This window comes from Coleofasciculaceae cyanobacterium (assembly GCA_036703275.1).
GTDB lineage: Bacteria > Cyanobacteriota > Cyanobacteriia > Cyanobacteriales > Xenococcaceae > Waterburya.
Genome location: DATNPK010000013.1, coordinates 19561 through 40836, shown reverse-complemented (window position 1 = coordinate 40836; position 21276 = coordinate 19561). Strand labels below are relative to the sequence as shown.

Annotated in this window: 25 protein-coding genes; 12 read left to right on the top strand and 13 right to left on the bottom strand. The window is 38.9% G+C overall.

Features of this window, described 5'->3' with window-relative positions; translation table 11 throughout:
• Window positions 1-355 (bottom strand): hypothetical protein (locus V6C71_02650; protein HEY9767392.1); only part of this gene is annotated, 355 nt, incomplete at its 3' end.
• Window positions 356-473: 118 nt separating this feature from the next.
• Here V6C71_02650 and V6C71_02645 point away from each other — a divergent pair.
• Window positions 474-830, top strand: a complete 357-nt coding sequence (locus tag V6C71_02645; GenBank protein ID HEY9767391.1) for a helix-turn-helix transcriptional regulator — start codon at window positions 474-476, stop codon at window positions 828-830.
• A 32-nt stretch (window positions 831-862) separates the two neighbouring features.
• Entirely contained in the window at window positions 863-1030 is a 168-nt protein-coding gene (locus V6C71_02640; GenBank protein HEY9767390.1) for a Uma2 family endonuclease, read from the top strand.
• A gap of 255 nt (window positions 1031-1285) precedes the next feature.
• On the opposite strand, the gene purN is transcribed toward V6C71_02640, so the two are convergent.
• The gene (gene purN / locus V6C71_02635; protein ID HEY9767389.1) at window positions 1286-1972 is read right to left on the bottom strand and encodes a phosphoribosylglycinamide formyltransferase; all 687 of its coding nucleotides are present in this window, start codon (window positions 1970-1972) and stop codon (window positions 1286-1288) included.
• Window positions 1973-2184: 212 nt separating this feature from the next.
• Complete coding sequence (locus tag V6C71_02630) at window positions 2185-2361, bottom strand: hypothetical protein (GenBank protein ID HEY9767388.1); 177 nt, start codon at window positions 2359-2361, stop codon at window positions 2185-2187.
• Window positions 2362-2859: 498 nt separating this feature from the next.
• On the opposite strand from V6C71_02630, the gene V6C71_02625 reads away from it, so the two are divergent.
• On the top strand, window positions 2860-3030 hold the full coding sequence (locus V6C71_02625; GenBank protein ID HEY9767387.1) for a hypothetical protein: 171 nt from the start codon (window positions 2860-2862) through the stop codon (window positions 3028-3030).
• A gap of 176 nt (window positions 3031-3206) precedes the next feature.
• Here the strand turns inward: V6C71_02625 and V6C71_02620 are convergent, their stop codons facing one another.
• The 8 genes from V6C71_02620 to V6C71_02585 form a co-directional block, all read right to left on the bottom strand.
• Window positions 3207-3608, bottom strand: coding sequence for a fasciclin domain-containing protein (locus V6C71_02620; GenBank protein HEY9767386.1), 402 nt, complete (start codon window positions 3606-3608; stop codon window positions 3207-3209).
• Between the two features lie 99 nt (window positions 3609-3707).
• Window positions 3708-3935: a LapA family protein gene (locus V6C71_02615; GenBank protein ID HEY9767385.1), complete on the bottom strand. Its 228-nt coding sequence runs from the start codon at window positions 3933-3935 to the stop codon at window positions 3708-3710.
• A gap of 102 nt (window positions 3936-4037) precedes the next feature.
• Window positions 4038-4760 carry a hypothetical protein gene (locus V6C71_02610; GenBank protein ID HEY9767384.1) on the bottom strand — a complete coding sequence of 241 codons (723 nt, stop codon included), beginning with the start codon at window positions 4758-4760 and terminating at the stop codon, window positions 4038-4040.
• 19 nt (window positions 4761-4779) lie between these two features.
• Window positions 4780-5244, bottom strand: coding sequence for a hypothetical protein (locus V6C71_02605; GenBank protein HEY9767383.1), 465 nt, complete (start codon window positions 5242-5244; stop codon window positions 4780-4782).
• Window positions 5245-5323: 79 nt separating this feature from the next.
• Window positions 5324-6754, bottom strand: coding sequence for a MotA/TolQ/ExbB proton channel family protein (locus V6C71_02600; protein HEY9767382.1), 1431 nt, complete (start codon window positions 6752-6754; stop codon window positions 5324-5326).
• A 290-nt stretch (window positions 6755-7044) separates the two neighbouring features.
• Complete coding sequence (locus V6C71_02595; protein ID HEY9767381.1) at window positions 7045-8745, bottom strand: ABC-ATPase domain-containing protein; 1701 nt, start codon at window positions 8743-8745, stop codon at window positions 7045-7047.
• 52 nt (window positions 8746-8797) lie between these two features.
• Window positions 8798-9265, bottom strand: coding sequence for a GNAT family N-acetyltransferase (locus V6C71_02590; GenBank protein ID HEY9767380.1), 468 nt, complete (start codon window positions 9263-9265; stop codon window positions 8798-8800).
• Window positions 9266-9390: 125 nt separating this feature from the next.
• Window positions 9391-9858 (bottom strand): DNA phosphorothioation-associated protein 4, encoded by a 468-nt coding sequence (locus V6C71_02585; protein ID HEY9767379.1) that lies wholly within the window; start codon window positions 9856-9858, stop codon window positions 9391-9393.
• Window positions 9859-10096: 238 nt separating this feature from the next.
• Here V6C71_02585 and V6C71_02580 point away from each other — a divergent pair, with 238 nt between their 5' ends.
• Window positions 10097-10372, top strand: a complete 276-nt coding sequence (locus V6C71_02580) for a winged helix-turn-helix domain-containing protein (GenBank protein ID HEY9767378.1) — start codon at window positions 10097-10099, stop codon at window positions 10370-10372.
• 159 nt (window positions 10373-10531) lie between these two features.
• Here the strand turns inward: V6C71_02580 and V6C71_02575 are convergent, their stop codons facing one another.
• Window positions 10532-11068 (bottom strand): MOSC domain-containing protein, encoded by a 537-nt coding sequence (locus V6C71_02575; GenBank protein HEY9767377.1) that lies wholly within the window; start codon window positions 11066-11068, stop codon window positions 10532-10534.
• An 844-nt stretch (window positions 11069-11912) separates the two neighbouring features.
• Between V6C71_02575 and V6C71_02570 the strand changes: the two genes are divergently transcribed.
• Together V6C71_02570 and V6C71_02565 are read left to right on the top strand one after the other, a co-directional pair.
• Window positions 11913-12422, top strand: a complete 510-nt coding sequence (locus tag V6C71_02570; protein HEY9767376.1) for a DUF6262 family protein — start codon at window positions 11913-11915, stop codon at window positions 12420-12422.
• Between the two features lie 521 nt (window positions 12423-12943).
• Entirely contained in the window at window positions 12944-14884 is a 1941-nt protein-coding gene (locus V6C71_02565) for an amylosucrase (GenBank protein ID HEY9767375.1), read from the top strand.
• Window positions 14885-14977: 93 nt separating this feature from the next.
• Here the strand turns inward: V6C71_02565 and V6C71_02560 are convergent, their stop codons facing one another.
• Entirely contained in the window at window positions 14978-15103 is a 126-nt protein-coding gene (locus V6C71_02560; GenBank protein HEY9767374.1) for a hypothetical protein, read from the bottom strand.
• 255 nt (window positions 15104-15358) lie between these two features.
• On the opposite strand from V6C71_02560, the gene V6C71_02555 reads away from it, so the two are divergent.
• The 6 genes from V6C71_02555 to V6C71_02530 all read left to right on the top strand — a co-directional run bounded on the left by V6C71_02555 (window position 15359) and on the right by V6C71_02530 (window position 21101).
• Complete coding sequence (locus V6C71_02555; protein ID HEY9767373.1) at window positions 15359-15556, top strand: hypothetical protein; 198 nt, start codon at window positions 15359-15361, stop codon at window positions 15554-15556.
• A 302-nt stretch (window positions 15557-15858) separates the two neighbouring features.
• The gene (locus tag V6C71_02550) at window positions 15859-16290 is read left to right on the top strand and encodes a hypothetical protein (GenBank protein HEY9767372.1); all 432 of its coding nucleotides are present in this window, start codon (window positions 15859-15861) and stop codon (window positions 16288-16290) included.
• 31 nt (window positions 16291-16321) lie between these two features.
• The gene (locus V6C71_02545; GenBank protein HEY9767371.1) at window positions 16322-17299 is read left to right on the top strand and encodes an ABC transporter ATP-binding protein; all 978 of its coding nucleotides are present in this window, start codon (window positions 16322-16324) and stop codon (window positions 17297-17299) included.
• Between the two features lie 46 nt (window positions 17300-17345).
• A complete protein-coding gene (locus tag V6C71_02540) occupies window positions 17346-18140 on the top strand; it encodes an ABC transporter permease subunit (protein HEY9767370.1) in 795 nt (264 codons plus the stop codon).
• Window positions 18141-18167: 27 nt separating this feature from the next.
• Window positions 18168-19676, top strand: coding sequence for a Gldg family protein (locus V6C71_02535; GenBank protein HEY9767369.1), 1509 nt, complete (start codon window positions 18168-18170; stop codon window positions 19674-19676).
• A 108-nt stretch (window positions 19677-19784) separates the two neighbouring features.
• Window positions 19785-21101: a diacylglycerol kinase family protein gene (locus V6C71_02530; protein HEY9767368.1), complete on the top strand. Its 1317-nt coding sequence runs from the start codon at window positions 19785-19787 to the stop codon at window positions 21099-21101.
• Window positions 21102-21276 lie beyond the last annotated feature (175 nt).

Here is a 21276-nt window from a genome sequence, read left to right as displayed (position 1 = left end):
ACTGCTCGACGTTATCTACGTTTAGGGTAAAGTTGCCTAAGTTTAAGCGTTCAAATTCAGCGCGATCGCCATTAGCTCTTAATTCAAAATCATCTCCAGCATCAACTGCACCGTTGACTTCGACTACATCATAGCCTTCATTACCTTTCATAATGTCGCTACCATCGCCATTATTCCAAATTAGGCGATCGTCTCCTGCTCCACCAACTTTTAGGTCATCTCCTTTATCACCAATGATGGTGTCATTGCCTTTTAAACCCAGGATAGTATCTACACCATTACCCCCTCGAAGAGAGTCATTATCCTTTGTGCCAACAATTTTGTTGTCGGCATCATCACCTATTTTTGTAACCATAACTTCATGTCCTATTTATAGTGTTATACGTAAATTATTTTGTTAAATTTTAAAGTCAATTAATGAGGAAAATATGAAGTAGCAACGATGTTGTGTTGAATATGACCATGAACATATAATGACTGAGCCAATTATTGATCGGGGAAAATTAATTGGTAGGATTAATTTTGCTCGTATAGGTGTTACAGTAGCTTTTGATATTAAATATTTAAGTAATTTAAGTGCAGTGTGTCTGCATCTATCTGCTTGTTTAGCTAATTTACGTTCTCAACCTGAATTTCAGCCAAATCCATACCTAAAACTATTAACCAAGCGAGAACAAATTGCCAGTTTGGTTGCCCAGGGATTGACTAATGCCGAGATTGGTAAAGAATTATGGATTAGCCAGAATACAGTTAAGCAAGCTTTGAAAAAAATGTTTCGGAAATTAAAAGTTATCTCCCGTATAGAAATGGTAGTGCGACTTCAAGACTAAGATTAAAGAAATAAGATTTTCCTTTCCTCATCATGCAACTACAAACTCGTACTTACACGCCAGAAGAATACTTGCAGCTAGAAGAACAGGCAGAATACAAAAGCGAATATCGCGATGGAGAAATTATCCCCATGACAGGAGGTACAACTAATCATAATGAAATTAGTTTGAATCTAGTAACCAGTCTTAAATTCAGCTGAAAAAGCAAAACTACCGTGTCTATATGGCCGATGTGCGTCTCTAGATACCTCGTTATCGTCTATATACTTATCCTGACGTAATGTTGATTAAAGGAGAACCTATTTATGCGGATCGAGGAACAACTACGGTAATGAATCCTGTCATGATTACAGAAGTTTTATCCCCATCAACACAAAATTACGACTAAGGAGATAAATTTACTTAGTAAACTTATAATGTAAATTCATGATTTTGTCAGGCATAGATTAAGTAAATCAGCCAATTCGACTAATACGCTCATTGTCTGCCACTGAAGCAGCTAGGGCGATCGCTTTCGGCAATATAATATGCTCTTGTTGTTGAATTTTGGCATGAAGAGTATCTAAATTATCATTAGCTAAAATTGGTACGGCAGCCTGCATAATAATCTCACCGCTATCAACTTCTAGATTCACCAGATGCGCTGTACAGCCAGTAATTTTTACCTTTGCTTCCAATGCTTGTTCGACAGCTTTAATCCCTTTGAAACTGGGCAACAAACTTGGATGAATATTAATAATGCGGTTAGGATAACCATCAAGTAAGACTTGAGTAATGATTCGCATCCATCCCGCCATGACTACCCAATCTGCACCATAAGCCTTTAAGACGGCAACAATTTCGTGATCGAAGTTTTTTCGCTTCTGATAGTTGCGATGATCGATCAAGATTGTCGGAATGTTATATTTCTTGGCACGCTCTTTTACTTCGGCTTGAGGATTATTGTAGATTAAAACTTTAATCTCTGCATTAAGTTGACTATCGGCGATCGCTTTTGCTACTGCTGCAAAATTAGTCCCATTACCAGAAGCCATTAATCCCAACTGAAGAGGGAGAGATGGAGATGGGATTGATGCAAGGTTAGGAGAAATTAATCCATCACTAGAATCTGGGAAGTTATTTTGGATACTTAATTCGGTCATTAGTTTTGCCCTGATAGCCTATCGCTACTAAAGTCATTGCTCTTGCTATTAAAACTACTATCACAATTCGCGTTTTAACTGACAAAAATAAGTGATTTTATTGATAGATCTCATCTGGTAAGCAATTGGTAATACTTAAAAAAAGAGGGAGGAGGCTTTTTGCTCAAGCAATTTTTGCCAATCCCTAATCCCCAATTTCTTATCTCCAACGATTATTGCAAACCAAGCCAGGCTAATAAACCTTTTCCTGTGGTGTATTCAATAATCAAAATCGCAGCAAACCCAATCATAGCTGCACGAGAATTTAAGCGTTCGGCGTAAGAGTTAAAGCCAAACTTAGGATCTTCTAAATCGGGAGTTACGCTAGGCGTAATTTCTTCGCTTTTCATTGTTTTATCCTGTCGTCTAGTTGTATTAACAAATCTTTACTGACCTATTGTAATAGATTTTTACAGCCAAACAGTGTTGTTGTACAAATAAGCGTTGCCAAGGGCAGAAACTCTTGAAAATGGTAGATTAACAGTTAAGCACAATGCAAACCAACCAATATCGAAAAATTAGAACAAGCATTTTTAGGGCGATCGCACTTCTATTATAAGTTCAATGTAACGACCGTTATACTGAACAATTTCCGGCAAATTGGTTAATGTATCCGAGTAGCAAATGTACAGCAAACAACGTTAAACCTAAAACCTTATTACATCAAAAAATCCAAAAGTCTAGAAGTGCGATCGCGAAGCTAGTTTGTTTTTAATTCGCCAACAGTATCCCTATCTCGGCTCTGTGTCAATAGCAAAAGTATTGTTTTATCTGGTATTTTTTAGAAATAAACATTTTTATAAGCTCACAAATAAATCATCACTACCCAAACTCAAACCAGAACTCAATTGAGCAATTTTTACTTGCTCATTCCCTCCATTATTATCACTGTCGTAGAAGAAATTACCACTACCAGCATCATAATCATTGAACGTATTTGCTGGGAATGTGAAGCTAAATTCTTAGTTTTTAGCCACTTAATTTGCGATCGCTGTCTTGAAAGTTGGTGTATCGTTTAAATTTAAAATAATCAATTTTGAAGATAGTTTCGAGTCAAGAATCAGCAAAAATAAAACTATTTCAAATGGAGATCGCTATTGTTGATAGCTTAATTTTTTTCACAGTATTAAAAACTTAGTTTATCTATAAGTTATAAAACACTGAAAAAATATTGACCCTCATGAATCTGGAGCTATCAACCCATTAAAATGACGTTATCAATCACATGAATAATGCCATTGTCAGCTTCGATATCTGCTGCAATCACGGTGGCATTTTTTACTTCAAAAGTATCAGCACAATTAATGGAAATTGGTGAACCTTCTACCGAATCTACCGAATCTACCTTACTTAAATCTGCTTTAGTTAATTTTCCGGCAACTACATGATAAGTAAGTATTCTGGCTAGTTGGGGCGGATTTTGGACTAAGGTTTGAACTGTGCCTGGAGGAAGTTTGGCGAAAGCAGCATCATTGGGAGCGAATACGGTAAATGGTCCTGGAGTTTTTAAAGTTTCTACTAAATTAGCTGCTTTGACCGCAGCTACTAATGTACTAAAACCCTCGGTGTTCACTGCAATATCAACAATATCTGCCATATTATTTCTGAAAAATTGATGATAAATGTTAATTATAATACTTTATGTTAGTACAGCTAGGAATTACCTTTGAGCAATCAATGTCCAAATTACTGTAAGCTAACTTCGGCGAGTTCTTTTCCGAGAGAAAAGCAGAGGAATAAACCAGCCGAGAATTATGCCGATACCGCTACAGAAGGCTAATAATACTCCGACAGGGATAGTAATCGATTCAAAGGTGAGGAACTTAACTGAGACATCCTGAATATTTTGGATCGAGAAGATAGCGATCGCAACTACTAAAGTTGCCAAAATCAGAGAACTAAGTAAGCTAGTAAAGGATTTCATGATCAAAATAATAGCAGTTGATTTAAGGCGATCGTCATATATAGGAAAAGCTAAAGGCGAAACTGTACCGCTAGTATATTCCTTATTTTTTTATCTTATATCTTACTGTACTCCGATCGCTTTACCTCCTGGAAGTTCTGAACCAATGATAGTACGAATTTTGATGGGTAAATCCTGGGACTGAGGCTCCCAACCGACCTCATATCCAGCATCCCAAGCTTGTTTTCTCGCTGTGCGAAATGCCTCGAAGCTATCTGGTCTGACAATAAACACCAGGTAATCTTGATTGGGGTTGAACTTAGACAAAACTTGTTTGTATTCCGAATCTGCTGCTTTTAGCTGAGCGGTTGTTTCTCCAGTAACTTCTGATAAGGGTTCAAATAGCAAAGATACTCCCCTGTCTATTGTGCTTACTTTATAGTTTTTAGTATCAGTTCTAAAGTTGCTCTGACGACCTAAGACACTTAATAAGCAAGATTGATAGTCATTTTGACGCGTTAAGTATTCTGAGGAATTAGGACTACTGCTTGGCTTGTTGCAGTTGGGTAGATTTTGGGTTAACTCTAATTCTTGTTCTCTTACGTAACGTAAATCTAGGTAGCTTACCCGATTATCTTTTATTTCAAACCATAATGATTGTTTATCAGTTGGAGAAGATAAAGGCGTTTCAATTGTCACCCGACCTTTGGGACTACTGCCTGTAGCAATTAGAGTAACAAACAAACTAATAAACATTAATACGCCGACAGTATTAGTCAGAACGTCTAAAAAAGAATCTAAATTTTGGCTGACATGACTAGCCTTACGTCTGGCTCTACTTCTCATAAACTATAAATAATTTTATTTAACTTTCTATTTTTAGCTCCAGACCATATTCTAATGGCTCATAGCCGATATCTACCCCCTCTTGTTCTACTAGCTCACGGACTTTATCGAACATTTCTAAGCCATCTGGACGCAAAATTAAGATCAGATATTGTTTGTCTTTATTGGCTTTTAGATTAGCAATGGTTTTTCTTAAAGAAGATTTTTCGTCATACAAATCGGCTCTAGGAGCAAATTCTTGATTGGGATGCAAAATAAAACCATCTTGACGAGATTCAATGTAGATGGGGATTTTATTTTTATTCGCACCTTTGCTGTTCTCATCGGTTTTGGCAACGACAACGGCTTCCTGGGGTTCAAGAGCTTGAGTAGTTAAAACAATAATCAATAAGATCAGTGTACCGATTGTACAGGCGAGAACAGAAAGAAAAGGAAATAGCTCTACCTCTGCTTGCTGTTTGCGATAGGTATTACGTCTTGGCATATAGCATTTGTGTTTTTAGTAAAAATATTTCCTGGTTCAGTTTGGCAAAAGGGCAAACACTAACTAACTTGGTTATGATTCAGGGTTTTATGCCATTGTTATCTTCTACCAGGGTAATACGGCGGGGTTTGTTAAGCTGTCTGAGAACGGGTTGAAGTTGAGCAAGATTATCTTTGATTCCTGCTAAAACATTTTCGAGTTGAGCAGTCTTTTCTAGGGAGGCGAAACTTCGTTCCAAACCTTGCTGAATTTGCTGGAAGTCTGACATTTTCTGGGTAGAAACTTCTAAAGAGCCAACCCGACTTGCTAAAATTTGAGCTGCTTTTTCTAACTGTTCGCTGATTCCCTGGGTTTGGACGTTGAGATCTTCGGCTGCTGCCATGTTTTTACTTCTAATTTCTTCGACAATCGCTCTAATTTGCTGTACCAGTGCTTGATTTGCCTGTTGTTGTTGCGAGAAGAAATTTAAAAATTCTTGGCGATCGCGATTTGCCTGTTCTCTAATTTCATTAACCTGATTAATTACCTGAGAGCTAACATCCTGTACTTTACTTACTTCGGTGATAAACCCTGTAGAAAGTTGAGTAGCTGCTAGTTCTGCATAGCTTTGAGCTGGCTCAATTAAGTCTTGGGGATTGGGAAAGTGTTCTTGAATTGCTCCTGCTATTGCTCGATCGATGCTTTCAGGATCTAACTGTTCGTTTTTCTTTCTCAGACGAGGTAATAGTTTGTCGTTAATGAAGACATCTATACCCAAAAGTAGTTTGGATTCATAGCGTTCGACCAATACTAAAGGAATCATCACCAAGACACTAAGAAATAAAGCCAGCAGAGTAGTATCAAAAGCCAAGCCCAAGCTACTGGTAACCTGACCAATACCTTCTTTGATTTGCTCGACATCTGCTGTATTTTCCAAGACTCCTGAAAAGCCAATAACCGCGCCACTAATACCAAGAACTGTACCGATAAACCCCAATAGAGGAATTGCCCAGACTAGAACTCGCGGGAAAGAATAGGAAGACTCTAAAGCACTGAGATAGAAAGACGAATCGTCTATAGCAAACTCATTAGCCGTAGTGCGATCGCCACTTTGGATGTAGACTCTGAGAATTCTCCCACAGCGTATTGCCACCAAGTTACCATCTTTGATTAATCTCTGTTGAAAGTAATTTACTTCATGGGCCTCAGGTTGATCCAACGGAATATGATCGGCAATCCAAATCTTACTTAAAGCTTTGTGTTCTTTTTTTAACAGTAAATATTTAAGGATACAAGTGGCCATTACTATAGCAGCCAAAGCAACTGCCAGGTACTGAAGAAAACCCCGTTCATATAACAAGATTCCTACATAAGATTCTCGTAGCGGTGGTAAAACACCCACTACTATATATGTAACGGCAAAAATAGCTGCTGATATTAGCAGTAGTGATATGAGATTAACTTCTAATTCTTGACGCTGAGAACTTGAAAAAGGAGATTTTTTGTGGGATTTGAGACTAAACTTACTCATATTAATGTTTAATTTAGGGTTGATTGCTGCTTTGAGCCGCTAATTGTTTTATTTGTCCGTAATAGCTTATGTATGATTCTCTAGTCAACGTTCTACCGTCGCCTGCCAAGAATTTATTATTTGATTAGGTGATATTAGCTTAACTTTGTTATTTTGCTGTATTTTTAGGATCAAATTTAAGTAAAAAAGCCGAATATAGCTGCGGTAAAATAATGCTTACTGTAATATTAATTAATTGAATTACTTCTTTAAATTAAACTATTAAACTATAGCTGTAAAAATGCTTAAGGTTATCTTACCTGCAAAGTTCTCAGTCTATTCAAAGCTGCTGCTAATTCTAGAGGACGAAACAAAACTAAGTTGCCTTCTAGAAAGCTGGCAATAATATCCAATCCTGATGTAGAGATATCTCGCTCGATGTTAGTTAGGATTTCTGAGACAGTTAGCTGTTGGTTCAGGTAGGTTTTTTTGGCATAAAGCATAGCCAGGGCGATCGCTTTTAACTGTCCTGAATCGACTATCTGTTCTACTAATGAGAGGTCAATTTCGTCTGTACCTAAGGTGAGGCTGTCTATTCCCTTAAAAAATAATTTTACTTCTTGTTTGCCCCGACTAGGATCGATACTCTCTAGTACAGGAACTCTGCTGCTTATCTTGCCAAAGCTGATTCCTCCCTCGGTATTTCTCTCGGTGACATATTGAAGCGCGATCGCTTTTGCCAGTGCGGTAACGTCTTGCGGTAAGTAGTTATCCATAGCAATTATTCGCTCTGCCACATCGAAATAATCACCACTCCCGCCCATAACTAAAATAGTCGATACGCCATAATTATCGTAAAGCTGACGCACCTTATCTATAAACGGAGTTATTGGTTCTTTTTCTCGGGGAATTAATGCCTGCATTCGGCGATCGCGAATTGTAAAGTTGGTTGCTGATGTATCTTCATCTATCAGTAATAGTTTTGCACCAGCCTCTAAGGCTTCAATGATATTGGCTGCTTGAGAGGTGCTACCGCTGGCGTTAGTAGTGGAAAACTGCGTAGTAGAACGTCCCTGTGGTAGATGATTAATAAAAGGCGAGATATCTACTCCCGCAATGCTACGTCCATCTTCAGCGCGAATTTTAATCCCCAGAGGATTAGTCACCACATATTCTCGTCCATCTCCAGGAAGATGATTATATACTCCTAACTCGATTGCTTTTAATAGGGTAGATTTGCCATGATAGCCACCACCAACAATCAAGCTGATTCCTGCGGGTATACCCATCCCTTTGATTGTTCCTTGATTCGGACAGGTAAACTCTGCTTCCAAACTGGCAGGAGACTGAAAAAGAACAGCATCTAATAGAGGACGAGGATCGATTCCACTACGCCGAGGCAAAATCGCCCCATTAGCCACAAACGCTACTAGGTTATGCTCCGCTAGCTGTTGGCGCAACCAGTCTGCATCTTCAATAGTTTCTACCTGCTGCTGTATGGCTTTGGCATCTAATGATTGATACAGTAAAGCAGCTTCAACAATTTTGGGCAGATCCTCACATAACATGGCTGCTGCTTGACGACCTAGTATTCTTCTGCCTCTAGCTGGTAATCCTACGAAAAAACGTACTTCTAGCTGCTGGGAATTAATCAATACGGCAGTCCGTTCTAAAACTTCTTGTCCTAAAGAGGCGATCGCAATTAAACCACTCTTGCCTGTACCCCGACGAGTACTGAATCGAGCGGCGGCTCGAGCAAATTGACGCGCTAAATAGTCTTTTAGAGCAACTTCTCTACTTTTTGCTCGATATAGCTGCGCTGGAAAATTGGCAACTGCTTGAGGCACGATTACCCGTAATTGGCTAGGTGCAGCAAAAGGATCTCCCTGTACGCGATCGATAATTAAAGAAAAGTTTTCAAACTTATAGCTACCACCTATATCTTTATAGGCTTTATAGCTACTGTTATCTAACTTCAGTAATGTGGAATTTAAACTATGGCGATCTCTCATCTTTCTAAATTTCCACTAGATACATCTGACTTACTACGTTGGGTCACTGCTCCTAAGCGGTTAGCACTTTGCGGTAAACGATCTTGTCGTCACCTGCTTCGTAGAAGTCGCGAATCCGTGCTTCCTCTTCATAACCGCATTTGCGATAGAACTGCCGCGTAGACTCGAAACCTGGCACTCCTGATGTTTCTGCCAACAGTATGCGTCCGCCTTTCTCTGTCAATGCTTGTTCAACATAGCGCAGCAGCAGCGCACCGCGTCCTTGTCTTTGGCGATCGGGTCTAACGGCGATTAATTGCAGATTCCATGTTTGGTGAGTCATTCGTTCTGTCTCGCAGTAGGCGATTCCCACTGGCTCGTTGTCATCGTCAGTAAACCATAAGTTTTGGCGATCGCTATTGCTGAAGTATTCAGCCAGCATTTGCTTAATTTCATCAAGTTGGCTCGGCTCGAACAGTCCAGTCGCTTCAGCTATGGCAATTAACGCAGTTGTATCATCAGGCGTGGTCGATCGAATCATAGCGAATTTAGTCTAAATGTAAAAGCAGTAATAAGAAATTTTCAAGGTGTTGCTGGTCGTAATTGGTCGAGCATTTTTGTATCGAAAAATACTTTTTTTTGTGTCATTTTTAAATCTTTGACACATTAAAGAAATCTGCTCAGATCGAATTCTTCATCATTAATCTCTGTTACAAATCTTTCGGCGTTTAAAATTAAAACTAATCTTTCGGTATAGTCTACCGCACCCCTTAGTTCATCCAGTAGCTTTTCTAGCCCGCCGTTAGCGTATTCTTCAAAAATTAGGACTCTTTTTGCTTCTGCTGCTTGATCTTCTGTAGATAAGAGTTTAATGTCTTGAGTTGCTATTACCGCAAGTAATTTGATCAGGCGATCGTAACCACGAGAGATAAATATCTCGAGGCTGATTGGCGCAGGTTCACTTTGAGATATTTCAGTAAGGCGCGATCGCTGTTGATGTTTTGCTCCCAAACTCGCAGCAAAGGCAATGATATCTGCGTAGGTTGAAAATGCTCCTGTTGTCCCTGTTGTATCCAGAAGCTTTTGAACTAATTCAGCTTTATCTTTGGCTACTTTAATTCTAGGTAATGCCATATTGTCGAAATAGTTTAGTTTACTACATAAGTCACAATTATCATAAAATATGTTTCAAAATTAAATATATGACACCTTAGCTTGTGCGCTCGCTCTTAACAAATCTTCCAAAATAGGATTGAGATTAACTAATAAATTTGAATCCTTCAGGCTTGTTTAAGGCAATTTAAAGTCAAATATAGACAAATGTGTCAAAATTAAACTCCTGACACAACCCAATTACATAAAAATAAATATCATGTTGATTGACGGCAAAAAATATACTTATCGCCAGCTAATTGAAGAAACAGGTTTATCTAGAAGTACACTGCATAGAAGAATCAAGGCTTTAAAACAATCTGGTGTTCCTTTGACAATGGGGGCAATTATCCAGTTCCCGACTAATTGGGCTTTTCACGATCGCAACGGTACTTTTTACTCTTCTAAAAGTGATTTTGCCCTCAAGAATAATATTCCTTACTATGAAATGTTTCAAAATTCTAATTCTGACACAAAACAAGGATTGGCAAAATAGCAAGTTGATTAATACTCAATTTCAAATACTTTTAATTGCTGGCTGAATAGGTAAATCGGCTATGTCAGGACAATAATAGCCAGCAAATCGCAAAATTGAACCGTTGTGAGAAACGGCTTGTCTATTTTATTGTGTCAAAAATAAACTAATGACACATGTTTAAACTTTTTCTAGCGGTCGATGCGGTAGGGAGGGAAACTCTGTTTGTATAATGTTTCCAGCAGATATCACTCCACTGGCTAATACAATGCCCATAATCCCCGCTTTGCGAATTATCTTACCCTCTTTATCTCGATCCAATACCGCAGCCATTAAGCCTGGTTTAAAATTGTCTAGTTGAGCGCAAGGATTTCGCAATCCTGTTATTTGAATTACAGCTTCTTTTATATGCAACAGCGTATCAGTAGGCAGCCCCAATAAATCAATCCCCATCGTTGTAATATTTTCTCCCATTTGACCAGGTAAAATATTAAATCCAGCATTATTTAACTCTTCATGCAGTTCAGCATGGATTAAATGTACCTGTCTTAAATTAGGTTGCTTCGGATTTTTAGCTAAGCGCGATCGATGTTTAACTGTCTTTCCACAGTGCGCGTCTCCTTCCACACCTAAACCGGCTAATAGCTTGATTTTTTCCCTATTTGATTTGCTAAAAGAGTGGCTTGAATTAATACTTACCGCAATAACTTTTCCCATCACTGTATAACATTTAACATTTATCAATTGAAGTCAGAAGTATCCACAAACGCTAGTTCTTTTTAAATTGTATGTAGTTGAGGTACGAAACCGAACGATTATAAGATTTTGTTGGGTTTCACGCTTTGTTCTAACGCCACTTGCTGCAACGCAGTGGCTCCCCAACCTACCAAGTTTCTTATTACTTTTGAGGAATGATAGGTATTATTTGAGTATTTGCTCAATACTTGTGTCAATTTTAAACTTATGACATTTTGTGAGTATTCTTAATCAGACAATTGTAGGTAATAATTACAACTCGCATTTAGTTGTATTCGAGTTCTTCGCTGCGTTATTGGTAACACCTTGATTGTCGATCTTATTTCTGACTTAGTTACTATTCTGGGAATGTATATTTAACTATTAAAATAGTTGACAATTAAAGCGATCGCCATAAAATGATCGGCATATGTTTGCTCGACTAATCTTTGTCGTTAAAGAATAAATGCAATTTGTCCAATTAAATTTTAAAGCTATTTATAGTTGTTTTTTTTTAGCATCTTCAGTATTAATTGCTGATTCTAATTAAGGACTATATAGAGCTTGTGAGTGGCACTACTGGATTAATAAACTATCATAAAGGCGAAATCAGATAGTCGATTATAGCCTATTGTATTGAAATCTAAATAATCCTCAGTATAATCCTATTTTTCTATGTTAATCGCTACTTTTCTTATACAGCAAGCATTTTAAATAAGTTATTCAGAAAATAGTTTACTGCCGATAAGGGTAATTATCGGCAGTAAAATGTAAAGTGTCTACAGCGTCTACATCGTTGTTGCGTAAATCTAGATTAAATAACAAAATGTCAGATAAACAGATAAGAGGATTGAGTCTAGCAAGTAAGAAAAAGCAGCAAGAAGCATTGCTGAAAACCGAAAAAGCGATCGCTAAATTAACCGACAATAACCAAAAAATAACGATTCGTTCTGTGGCTAGAGAAGCAGGGGTTTCTACTAGCTATATCTATAAATATCCTGAATTGGCTTATAATATACAGAGACTGAGAGAGCAGCAGAAATATAGCTTAGTTAAAGGCGATAGCGTCTCTAAAAAGGCAGAGCAACAGGTTAAAATATTGCAGCGAGAGAAAGCCGAATTGCTCCAAGAAATTGAGAAATTAAAAGCTAGTATCGGTAAGGTAAAAGCAGCTAAAAACAGCTTAAATAGTCTTCAGTCAGAAAATATTCAGTTGATTACACAAAATCAGCAACTACAAAAAGAGCTAAGATACGCTCAAGAAAATCTACACGAAGCGCGAGAATTTATTTTAAGTCAAGGATATAATCTGCAAGACGAGGGGGAAATAAATTGAAAAAACAAAGTAACGCATTCAAAATTAGTAAGTTACAATCAACTACTTTTTAATGTCATTTAAACTTCGATTATGAAATAAAAATATAACAAATACATATACGCTATTTGTCAGCTATAAAAGAGGTTAAAAAGATCAAGCAAGCGAGTAAAATTTTAGCACCATTGATCGAATGGGTTTACGAAGTAGAGTGTAGAGTGCAGCCAGAAAATAAAAATTAACTAGAAATATAAACGCTCGACTTTGATCGAATACAAATTGTTTAGCCTGATGAATAATCTACAGCGAAGACAATTCAATTCGGTATAAGATTGGAGAAATTTACAAGAGGCGATCGCTTCATTACTTTCAAAACCGAGTAATCTACAATAGATTTTTTGCCAAGTAGCATACCATAGTCAAATAGGGACAATTATAAAAATCCCGACGATTGGCAAATATTGAAATAAATAATTACATTCAGAACTAAAAAAGCTGACAATGTAGATACTGAATTACTAAATAGGGTTGTTTTCACATATATGAGTCAGGTTGTTTCTTGGGAAAAGCGGAGTGCTACTTCATTATTGCGTTTGCTGCCGAGATTAGAAGAACGTTTTGCAGATCGCGTTGATCGAGTAGAATGGCAAGGTTATTTAGAGCGTATCAATACTCATTTTCCCCGTTTGTTTCGGCTGCTTTATCAGCTTTACGGTAATCAATATGATTTCTTTTATCATTTAGACAACATCTTGGCTACCGCTACTAAAATGTGGCTGGAACGGTCTGACGACCTTAAAGCGCTTGATGTAATGCGCCAAGCCGATCCGCAGTGGTATCAGTCCCATCGCATGGTAGGAGCAATGTGCTATGTCGATCTCTTTGCGGGCAATCTTCAAGGAATCCGCGATCGCATTCCTTATTTGACTGAGTTAGGCATTACCTATCTGCATTTAATGCCCCTGTTTAAATGTCCCGAAGGGGATAACGACGGAGGTTATGCCGTTAGCAGCTACCGAGAAGTCAGTTCCGAGTTGGGAACAATGGAGGAACTAGCGCAGCTAGCTACAGAATTAAGACAGCATGGCATTAGCTTGGTTGTTGATTTTGTATTTAATCACACCTCCGATGAACATGAATGGGCAAAACGCGCCTTAGCAGGAGATCCAGATTACCAAGAATATTATCGGATGTATCCTAACCGAGAACAGCCAGATGCTTTTGAAAAAACCATCAATTCGGTGTTTCCTGATGAACGCCCTGGCTGCTTTACTTATAAAAACAAAATTCGTAAATGGGTTTGGACTACCTTCTATAATTTCCAATGGGATTTGAACTACGAAAATCCTGTAGTATTCTGCCGTATGGCCGAAGAAATGCTGTTTCTTGCCAATATGGGAGTGGAGATCTTGCGCTTGGATGCGGTGGCTTTTTTGTGGAAGAAATTAGGCACGAGTTGTGAAAATCTACCCGAAGCCCATGTATTGATTCAGGCATTTAACGCCTTAGTCAAAATTGCTGCCCCAGCAATGGCTTTCAAATCAGAAGCGATCGTTCATCCTGATGAAGTAACTCGCTATATTAGTCAAGAAGAATGTCCCCTATCTTATCATCCGCAGTTGATGGCACTATTATGGGATGCTTTAGCCGTAAGAAATATTCGTTTACTGCGACATGGCATGGAAAAGCGATTTGCTCTACCAGACAACTGTGCTTGGGTAAACTACGTTCGCTGTCATGATGATATTGGCTGGGGTATTTCTGACGATGATATGCGAGAGTTGCAAATAAATCCTTACGACCATCGGCGGTTTCTAACTCAATTTTATACTGGTCGGTTTGAGGGAAGCTTTGCTAAAGGTCTTCCTTTTCAAGAAAAGCACGACACAGGAGAAGCACGTATTGCTGGCACGACTGCATCTTTATGTGGTTTAGAGAAGTTGACAGATGAGAGCGATCCGACAGAAATTGATTTAGCAGTTCGACGCATACTCTTATTACATGGAGTCATTTTAACTATAGGAGGTATCCCGCTCATGTATTTAGGAGATGAACTGGGGATGTTAAACGACTATACCTATGTTGAAACTCCAGAAAAAGAAGGCGACAGTCGTTGGGTTCACCGTTCGGCATTCAACTGGGAACGTGAAGCGAAGCGACGGGAAAATTCTAGCATACCAGGACGTATCTATTTAGGACTTTTGAAGCTAATTCAAATTCGCCAACAAAATCGTGCATTTAGTAGGGCAGAAACCGAGATTATTGATACTGGCAATGACTGTGTCTTTGGTTATTTTCGTTCTCAACAGGAACAAAATGTCTTAGTTTTAGCTAATTTTAGCGATCGCGAACAGGAGATTATTGCTAAACGCTTGAGATTACTGGGAATGCGGAAGATATTTACCGATATTGTGTCTGGCAGAACCATTTCTGCCGTCCAAAAACTCGTTCTCGAACCCTATCAGTTGATGATTTTGCTATAGTTCAGAAGTATCGCGTACTGTTTTTAGGCAAAAGCCATTAGCTCTTAGTCTATCTCAACAGGATTTAAAATCCTCTCGCGATTAAGCGATCGCTTAAATTTTGGCACACCAAAAAAGGATCGTCGCAGCAGCTAAAGTTTTCGTATGGGCGATCGCTATTTCCACATTAATATTTTGTTCTTGAAACCTCTTGGCTAAACTATCGTGTAGTGTCATCATGGGTTGACCGCTGTCACGATGGCGAACTTCTAAATCTAAATAGTTGAAGTTATAAAATCCTAATCTTTGGTTAGTAGCCTTGACAAAGGCTTGTTTGGCACACTAAATGCCAGCAACAGAAAGCAAAGGGGTCGGCTTTTTTTGGCAGTAATTTCGTTCGTAAGCAGAGAATAAGTTAGATTTACTTAGTAGCTATCGCAGTTGATGTTCTTTAATATAGTATATTTCTTGTTCGACAGAAATAAGGCCAGCAGATTGAGCCAGAAACATTTGCGTTTAATTTTGTTAAGTATTGATAGTGTGGTCGCTCTTTTGAATACCTTACAGCAAAGATTGATTTTTGAAATCTTGCTCTGGACTGGTGAACGTATGGGCGCGATCGTGCAGCTAAAGGTTGGTGATGTTTACGATAAAAATGGTAAAGTACTTATCGTTTTTAAGATGTTCGATTAGCAAATTTTTGTCGGTTAATTTACCGTAAAGCAATCCATGAACTATCTGGTGAGTTTTATCAAAAGAGTCGTGATATTCAATATCAGTTAGAAGTTAAGCATAATCGACCAAAAACTAATGTAGTAACTATACTTGCTGATTATTTAGATCGATAAAAAGCAACCAAAAAACCTGTAAGACTAGTAAAAATGAGAGTTACAGCAAAAAGCGTTAAATTACTTTCTGAGTTAGCCAATGAAATTTAGAAATTAACCTCAAGGGATACTAGTATTTATCTTGAAAAAATATTACTAGAGGTAATTGTGCCTAATTTAGTTACAGAAAGAATAGAGTCTGTTAAAGCAGGAATAGTTGGCGCGGTGGTTTTTGCAGTTACAGAACTAGTGATTACCGTTGTCCATGGTTTAATGTTCCATTTGGCAGCAGAATTTAATTTTTGGGCGACGCTTGATGGGGTAGGGCTGATTCACATTGCCATTGGTTTAGTTAGCGGTTTTTTATTTGGAGTTACCTATCGCTATATTATTCGAGACGATCGCAATGATCATCTTAACGACGGTGCGGTATTAGCATTTGGCTTAGTTAGAGGATTAGCTTTAGTTGAAAGAAACTTGGTTCTAACTGAGTTATTATCATTAAGTATTTTGGTGATTCAAAGTATTATTTGCTTTGCGATCGCTCGTTTTATTCTCGATTTAGCCATCTCTGGTAAATTTATTAAACCCTTTGTTTGATTACTGATTACCTAATTATTAATGCTTTTTAATGCCTCAAAAAACAATAGAAGTCGAACATCTCAGTAAAGTTTATGGTTCGACAACTGCCATCGAAGATATTCATTTTTCCGTAGCTGCGGGAGAGATAATCGGCTTTTTAGGACCAAATGGCGCAGGCAAAACCACCACGATGAGAATATTAGCAGGATATCTGCCAGCCACGTCAGGAACAGCCAGGATTGCTGGGTATGATGTTCATCGTCATTCAATGCAGGTACGCCGTCTGATTGGCTATTTGCCCGAAACCCCCCCTTTGTATCCAGATATGACGGTTAAGGGGTTTTTATCATTTGTAGCGAAAATCAAAGGCATTAGGGCTGGAGATCGCCGTCGCCAGGTTGACAAAGCGATCAAACGCTGCCAATTGGTAGACAAAAAAGATATTACGATTCGTAAACTTTCTAAAGGATATCGACAGCGAGTTGGAATTGCGCAAGCGATTGTCCATGAACCACCCGTGATTATCCTCGATGAACCAACAGTAGGGTTAGATCCACGTCAAATTATTGAAGTGCGTAATCTAATCAAAAGCCTGGCAGGGGAACACACTCTTATCCTCTCAACCCATATTTTGCCAGAAGCTAGTATGATTTGCGATCGCCTAACTATCATTAATCACGGTAGAGTAGTTACTACCGATACTCCACCAGATCTTCAAGCACAGCTAGAAACTAGTGCTGGTTATCAGCTAGAAATAGCAGGAGAAGCCGATAAAATACTACCTCTGTTGCAAAAGATTCCAGGAGTTATCCAAGCAGCAAAAGAAGAGTCCATTTCAATCAAGCATCAAGATCGTCAGCTAATTAAAATTGCCTACGCGCCAAATACTGAACCTGGGAAAGATATTGCCGCAACTATTATCGGGCAGGGATTAGATTTGTATGAAATGTGTCGTACTAGTCCTAGTTTAGAAGATGTCTTTTTGGAATTGACCACCGAAGAAACTCTAGAAACTGAGTCTCAGTAATCAATTTTATCGCCAGATGAATGCTTAATTATTAATCTAACGTTACATGATAATTGCTAATATTATAGCGATCGCGCAACGAGAATTGCAGGGATATTTTGCATCTCCTCTAGCTTATATCGTAGCTGCTGTTTTCTGGTTTATTTCTGGTTTATTCTTTACCGAAATCTTGATTGGTGAACAGGGAATTATCCAGCAAATAGCTCTAAGTGAGAGAATGGGGTCTGAAATTGGCTCAATAGATGTTGCTAGCGAGTTTTTAACCTCGTTTTTAGCTATTTTGGGATCTTTGACGTTATTTGTTGTGCCGATTTTATCAATGGGACTTTATGCAGAGGAGAGAAAGCGAGGAACTCTAGAATTATTAGCAACTTCGCCAATGACTAACTGGGCGGTAGCAATAGGGAAATTATTAGCAGTTGTTATGTTGTTTAGCTCGATGATTTTACCGTCTTTAATTTATGAAGCGATCGCTTTTAGTGCCGCCGATCCACCTATTTCTTTTGCCTTGCCGCTTTTGGCTCACTTGGGCTTGATTTTACTAGCCGCTAGTTTGCTGTCTTTAGGAATGTTTATTTCCTCTTTGACTAATAGTACGATTTTGGCGGCTGTCTTGACCTTTGGCTTGGTTTTATTGCTATGGATAATAGAACTGCTAACCAATAGCTTAGGTGGTTGGTTCAGAGCCAGCTTGCTGCATATTTCTTTAATTGATAGTTACAACAATTTAGTTCGAGGAATTGCTAGCACCAGCGACTTCATGTTGTTCTTTAGCTACATATTTTTGGGAATATTTTTGACCTCTCAATCAATTCATTCCCTGCGCCTCAATCGTCAATAAGCTCTAGAGCGAGTTATTAAATTTGCCATGATCGCGATCGTACTATTTTTTTTGAGTATTGCTTTGGGTGTTGCGGGAATAGTCTTAGCAAGTATGAGTGAATGGTCAGCAACCTCGATAATACTATTTGTTTCAGGAATAATATTATTCGCTTTGGGCATCTGGTTGTGGGGCAGAAAATATCAGTTTTGGCAACTGCGTTCGACTAAACAAGGAACAAATGCGATCGCGAAGACGGCGGTGGTTTTGCTCGTAGTTGGTTTAGTAAATTGGCTAGGAGTTAATTACGATCGACGCTGGGACTTGACTGAAAATAGCATTTACACGCTGTCAAAGCAGTCTCAGGCAATAGTTGCCAAATTAGAACAGCCGCTGGAAGTATTAGTATTTGACCGTAGTACCAACCTTGAGCTAGAAAAGCTACTCCTCAATTATCGACGCTATAGCGACCTGTTCCAGTTTAAATTTATCAATCCAGAGCAAGAAATAGAATTAGCACAGCAGTATGGCGTACAGTCTTTAGGAGAAATATATTTGCAGTATGGCGATCAAAGACAAAAATTAGATACAGCTAATACCGCGCTGGGTGAAGCGATAACAGAAACACAGCTAACCAATCATATTGTCAAAATAAAGCGCGATCGCCCCACCAATATTTACTTCTTGCAAGGACATGGAGAAGCATCTCTCGATCTGGTCGAGGGTGGTTTAGCCCAGGCGATTCAAACCCTCACGGAGCGGGGCAATACGGTTCAAACTTTAAATCTGGCTAGCAGTGGCAAAATACCAGATAATGCCAATCTAATTATTATTGCTGGTGCGACTCGCAAACTCTTGGTCGCTGAAGTCTCTACTTTGCAGCAATACTTAAAAACTGGAGGCAATTTACTACTATTGCTGTCTCCCAATCTGGACAGCGGAATTACCCCCATCTTGCAAAATTGGGGCATCGAACTAGATAATCGCCTGATTGTTGACGGTCAGGGTGGAAGTCGCGTGATGGGTTTTGGTCCTGCGGTGGCGATAGTAAACAACTATGGCGAACACCCAGTTACGGCTAGTTTTCGCAACGGTATTTCTTTGTTTCCTGATGCTAGACCGTTAAAAATAGTCGAAAAAGCAGGAATTGAAAGTACACCTCTGGCAATTACCGACGGGCAAACCTGGGCAGAAAGCGATCTCAGCGGTGAAGAAGTTACCTTTGATTCGGGTAAAGATATATCAGGACCTTTAAATGTGGCGATCGCGGTTGAGCGCGCTCAACCACAACCCTCGCGGATTGTCGTTTTCGGCAGCATCACCTTTGCGACTAACGGCTGGTTTGAACAGCAATTAAATGGAGATATTTTACTTAATTCTATAAGTTGGTTAACTGGCGAAGATCGAGATACTCTTTTAATTCGACCTAGAGAAGCCACTAATCGCCGTCTCAATCTTAGTACATTACAAACAAGTATCATTAGCTGGTTAGCTCTGCGTATTATGCCGTTTATGGCTTTAGTAACTGGTGTTTTTATGTGGTGGAGCAGAAGATAATTAGTAATTATTTCGGTGCAGCTTGAACGTGCTGATTATTCATGACAATTATTTGTTAATCTTTAGTTTTAAAGAAATTAAACTCTTGTTTATCTAAAGTTAACTTGAATGGAAAGTCACGTCGTTTTTGAGCATCAGTTAGCTATTTATCCTCAACCAGCAAAAGAGTTGGGCATCCTGACTAAAAATACCTTATTTTGGCAGCACCAAGGGATTCAGGAGCAGCTAGAGCTAAACGACGTGGTGGGAGCTTCATTAGTTGACTCAAACCAGAAGCATCCTCCTGGTTTATTGGTATGCGCCTATCCCAAAATCCGAGTTGGTTTAATAACCAGGAAACAGAAGCGAGTACTGCGAGAATATTATTTTACCTGTCCCGATCTAGAAGTGCGATCGCAATGGCATCGAGCAATTAATAATACTTTGATGGGTCAACCAGTCGATGCTGTGGTTAAATCTCGTCATTTACAGATTATTATCAATCCCGTTAGTGGTCGAGGGCAAGCGTCTCAAATATTTGAGCAGGTACGTGGGCTGTTTGAGCAAAGCAAGATCAGCTATAGCGTTAACCAAACTGTTAGCGCAGCCGATACTACAAACCTAGTGAAAGAATTAGATTTACAAAATACAGACGGATTGGTCATTGTCGGCGGAGATGGCACAATCCATGATGCGATCGCTGGTTTGATGAGTCGTGGCGATCGCGAAACGGCGATTAAAATACCCTTGGGTATAATTCCTAGCGGGACGGGAAACGGCTTGTGTAAAACTTTATTGTCAAAATCGGGAGAAAGTTACAATCCTTTAAACGCTGCTTTTTTAATTGCTAAGGGGAGACAACAAACTTTCGATATTGCTGCTGTTAAACAAAATAATCTAGAGTACTACAGCTTTTTATCTTTGGCATGGGGTCTGATTAGCGATGTCGATATTGAGTCGGAAAAACTTAAGTTTCTAGGTGCTTTAAGATTTGATTTATATGCGTTAATGTTGCTTAGTTCGCTACGTACCTATAAAGGTAAATTTTCTTTTATACCTCATGCTGAGTGTAAGCTTACTCCAGGTCAAACGTCTCAACAGGGACAATGGCGGATCATTGAAGCTGATTTTATCTTCCTGTGGGCGATGAATACCGCTTGGGCCGCTCATGATATGAACGTCACGCCTCACGCCCAGCTCAATGATGGCGCAATGGATGTGCTGATTATGCGTCAAGGAACATCCCGTTGGGAAATTTTAACAGCACTGTTGCGCTGCGGTAAGGGTCAACATCTCGATCTACCTCACCTGGAATATTATAAAGTGCGAGCTTTTCGTCTAGAACCTTTGACTGACCATGGTATTTTAGTAGTCGATGGTGAACCTGTAGACTATTCACCGATAGAAATGAAAATAATTCCCAATTTGGCTTGTGTCAATTGTTGAGCGATCGCTTTGAGCGCGTTAATGCTGTAATCAATTTAACCGATGAAAAAAAGCTTAAAGACAGAACCTTTAAGCTGCTAAATGAAACATACAAATCAAATCCTTTACAGATATTTGCTCTAGTTAAAAATAGCTGGGAAATTACTACAATAAATTAAAGATAAGTAAATATTTT

Coding starts and splice junctions, on each gene's coding strand:
- V6C71_02575 (HEY9767377.1), bottom strand. CDS start 11,068: ATGGGAAAAGTTATTGCGGTAAGTATTAATTCAAGCCACTCTTTTAGC.
- V6C71_02560 (HEY9767374.1), bottom strand. CDS start 15,103: ATGATGACACTACACGATAGTTTAGCCAAGAGGTTTCAAGAACAAAAT.
- purN (HEY9767389.1), bottom strand. CDS start 1,972: ATGACCGAATTAAGTATCCAAAATAACTTCCCAGATTCTAGTGATGGA.
- V6C71_02595 (HEY9767381.1), bottom strand. CDS start 8,745: ATGAGAGATCGCCATAGTTTAAATTCCACATTACTGAAGTTAGATAAC.
- V6C71_02535 (HEY9767369.1), top strand. CDS start 18,168: ATGATCGCGATCGTACTATTTTTTTTGAGTATTGCTTTGGGTGTTGCG.
- V6C71_02645 (HEY9767391.1), top strand. CDS start 474: ATGACTGAGCCAATTATTGATCGGGGAAAATTAATTGGTAGGATTAAT.
- V6C71_02545 (HEY9767371.1), top strand. CDS start 16,322: ATGCCTCAAAAAACAATAGAAGTCGAACATCTCAGTAAAGTTTATGGT.
- V6C71_02590 (HEY9767380.1), bottom strand. CDS start 9,265: ATGATTCGATCGACCACGCCTGATGATACAACTGCGTTAATTGCCATA.
- V6C71_02540 (HEY9767370.1), top strand. CDS start 17,346: ATGATAATTGCTAATATTATAGCGATCGCGCAACGAGAATTGCAGGGA.
- V6C71_02565 (HEY9767375.1), top strand. CDS start 12,944: ATGAGTCAGGTTGTTTCTTGGGAAAAGCGGAGTGCTACTTCATTATTG.
- V6C71_02630 (HEY9767388.1), bottom strand. CDS start 2,361: ATGAAAAGCGAAGAAATTACGCCTAGCGTAACTCCCGATTTAGAAGAT.
- V6C71_02605 (HEY9767383.1), bottom strand. CDS start 5,244: ATGCCAAGACGTAATACCTATCGCAAACAGCAAGCAGAGGTAGAGCTA.
- V6C71_02615 (HEY9767385.1), bottom strand. CDS start 3,935: ATGAAATCCTTTACTAGCTTACTTAGTTCTCTGATTTTGGCAACTTTA.
- V6C71_02580 (HEY9767378.1), top strand. CDS start 10,097: ATGTTGATTGACGGCAAAAAATATACTTATCGCCAGCTAATTGAAGAA.
- V6C71_02620 (HEY9767386.1), bottom strand. CDS start 3,608: ATGGCAGATATTGTTGATATTGCAGTGAACACCGAGGGTTTTAGTACA.
- V6C71_02585 (HEY9767379.1), bottom strand. CDS start 9,858: ATGGCATTACCTAGAATTAAAGTAGCCAAAGATAAAGCTGAATTAGTT.
- V6C71_02530 (HEY9767368.1), top strand. CDS start 19,785: ATGGAAAGTCACGTCGTTTTTGAGCATCAGTTAGCTATTTATCCTCAA.
- V6C71_02570 (HEY9767376.1), top strand. CDS start 11,913: ATGTCAGATAAACAGATAAGAGGATTGAGTCTAGCAAGTAAGAAAAAG.
- V6C71_02640 (HEY9767390.1), top strand. CDS start 863: ATGCAACTACAAACTCGTACTTACACGCCAGAAGAATACTTGCAGCTA.
- V6C71_02610 (HEY9767384.1), bottom strand. CDS start 4,760: ATGAGAAGTAGAGCCAGACGTAAGGCTAGTCATGTCAGCCAAAATTTA.
- V6C71_02600 (HEY9767382.1), bottom strand. CDS start 6,754: ATGAGTAAGTTTAGTCTCAAATCCCACAAAAAATCTCCTTTTTCAAGT.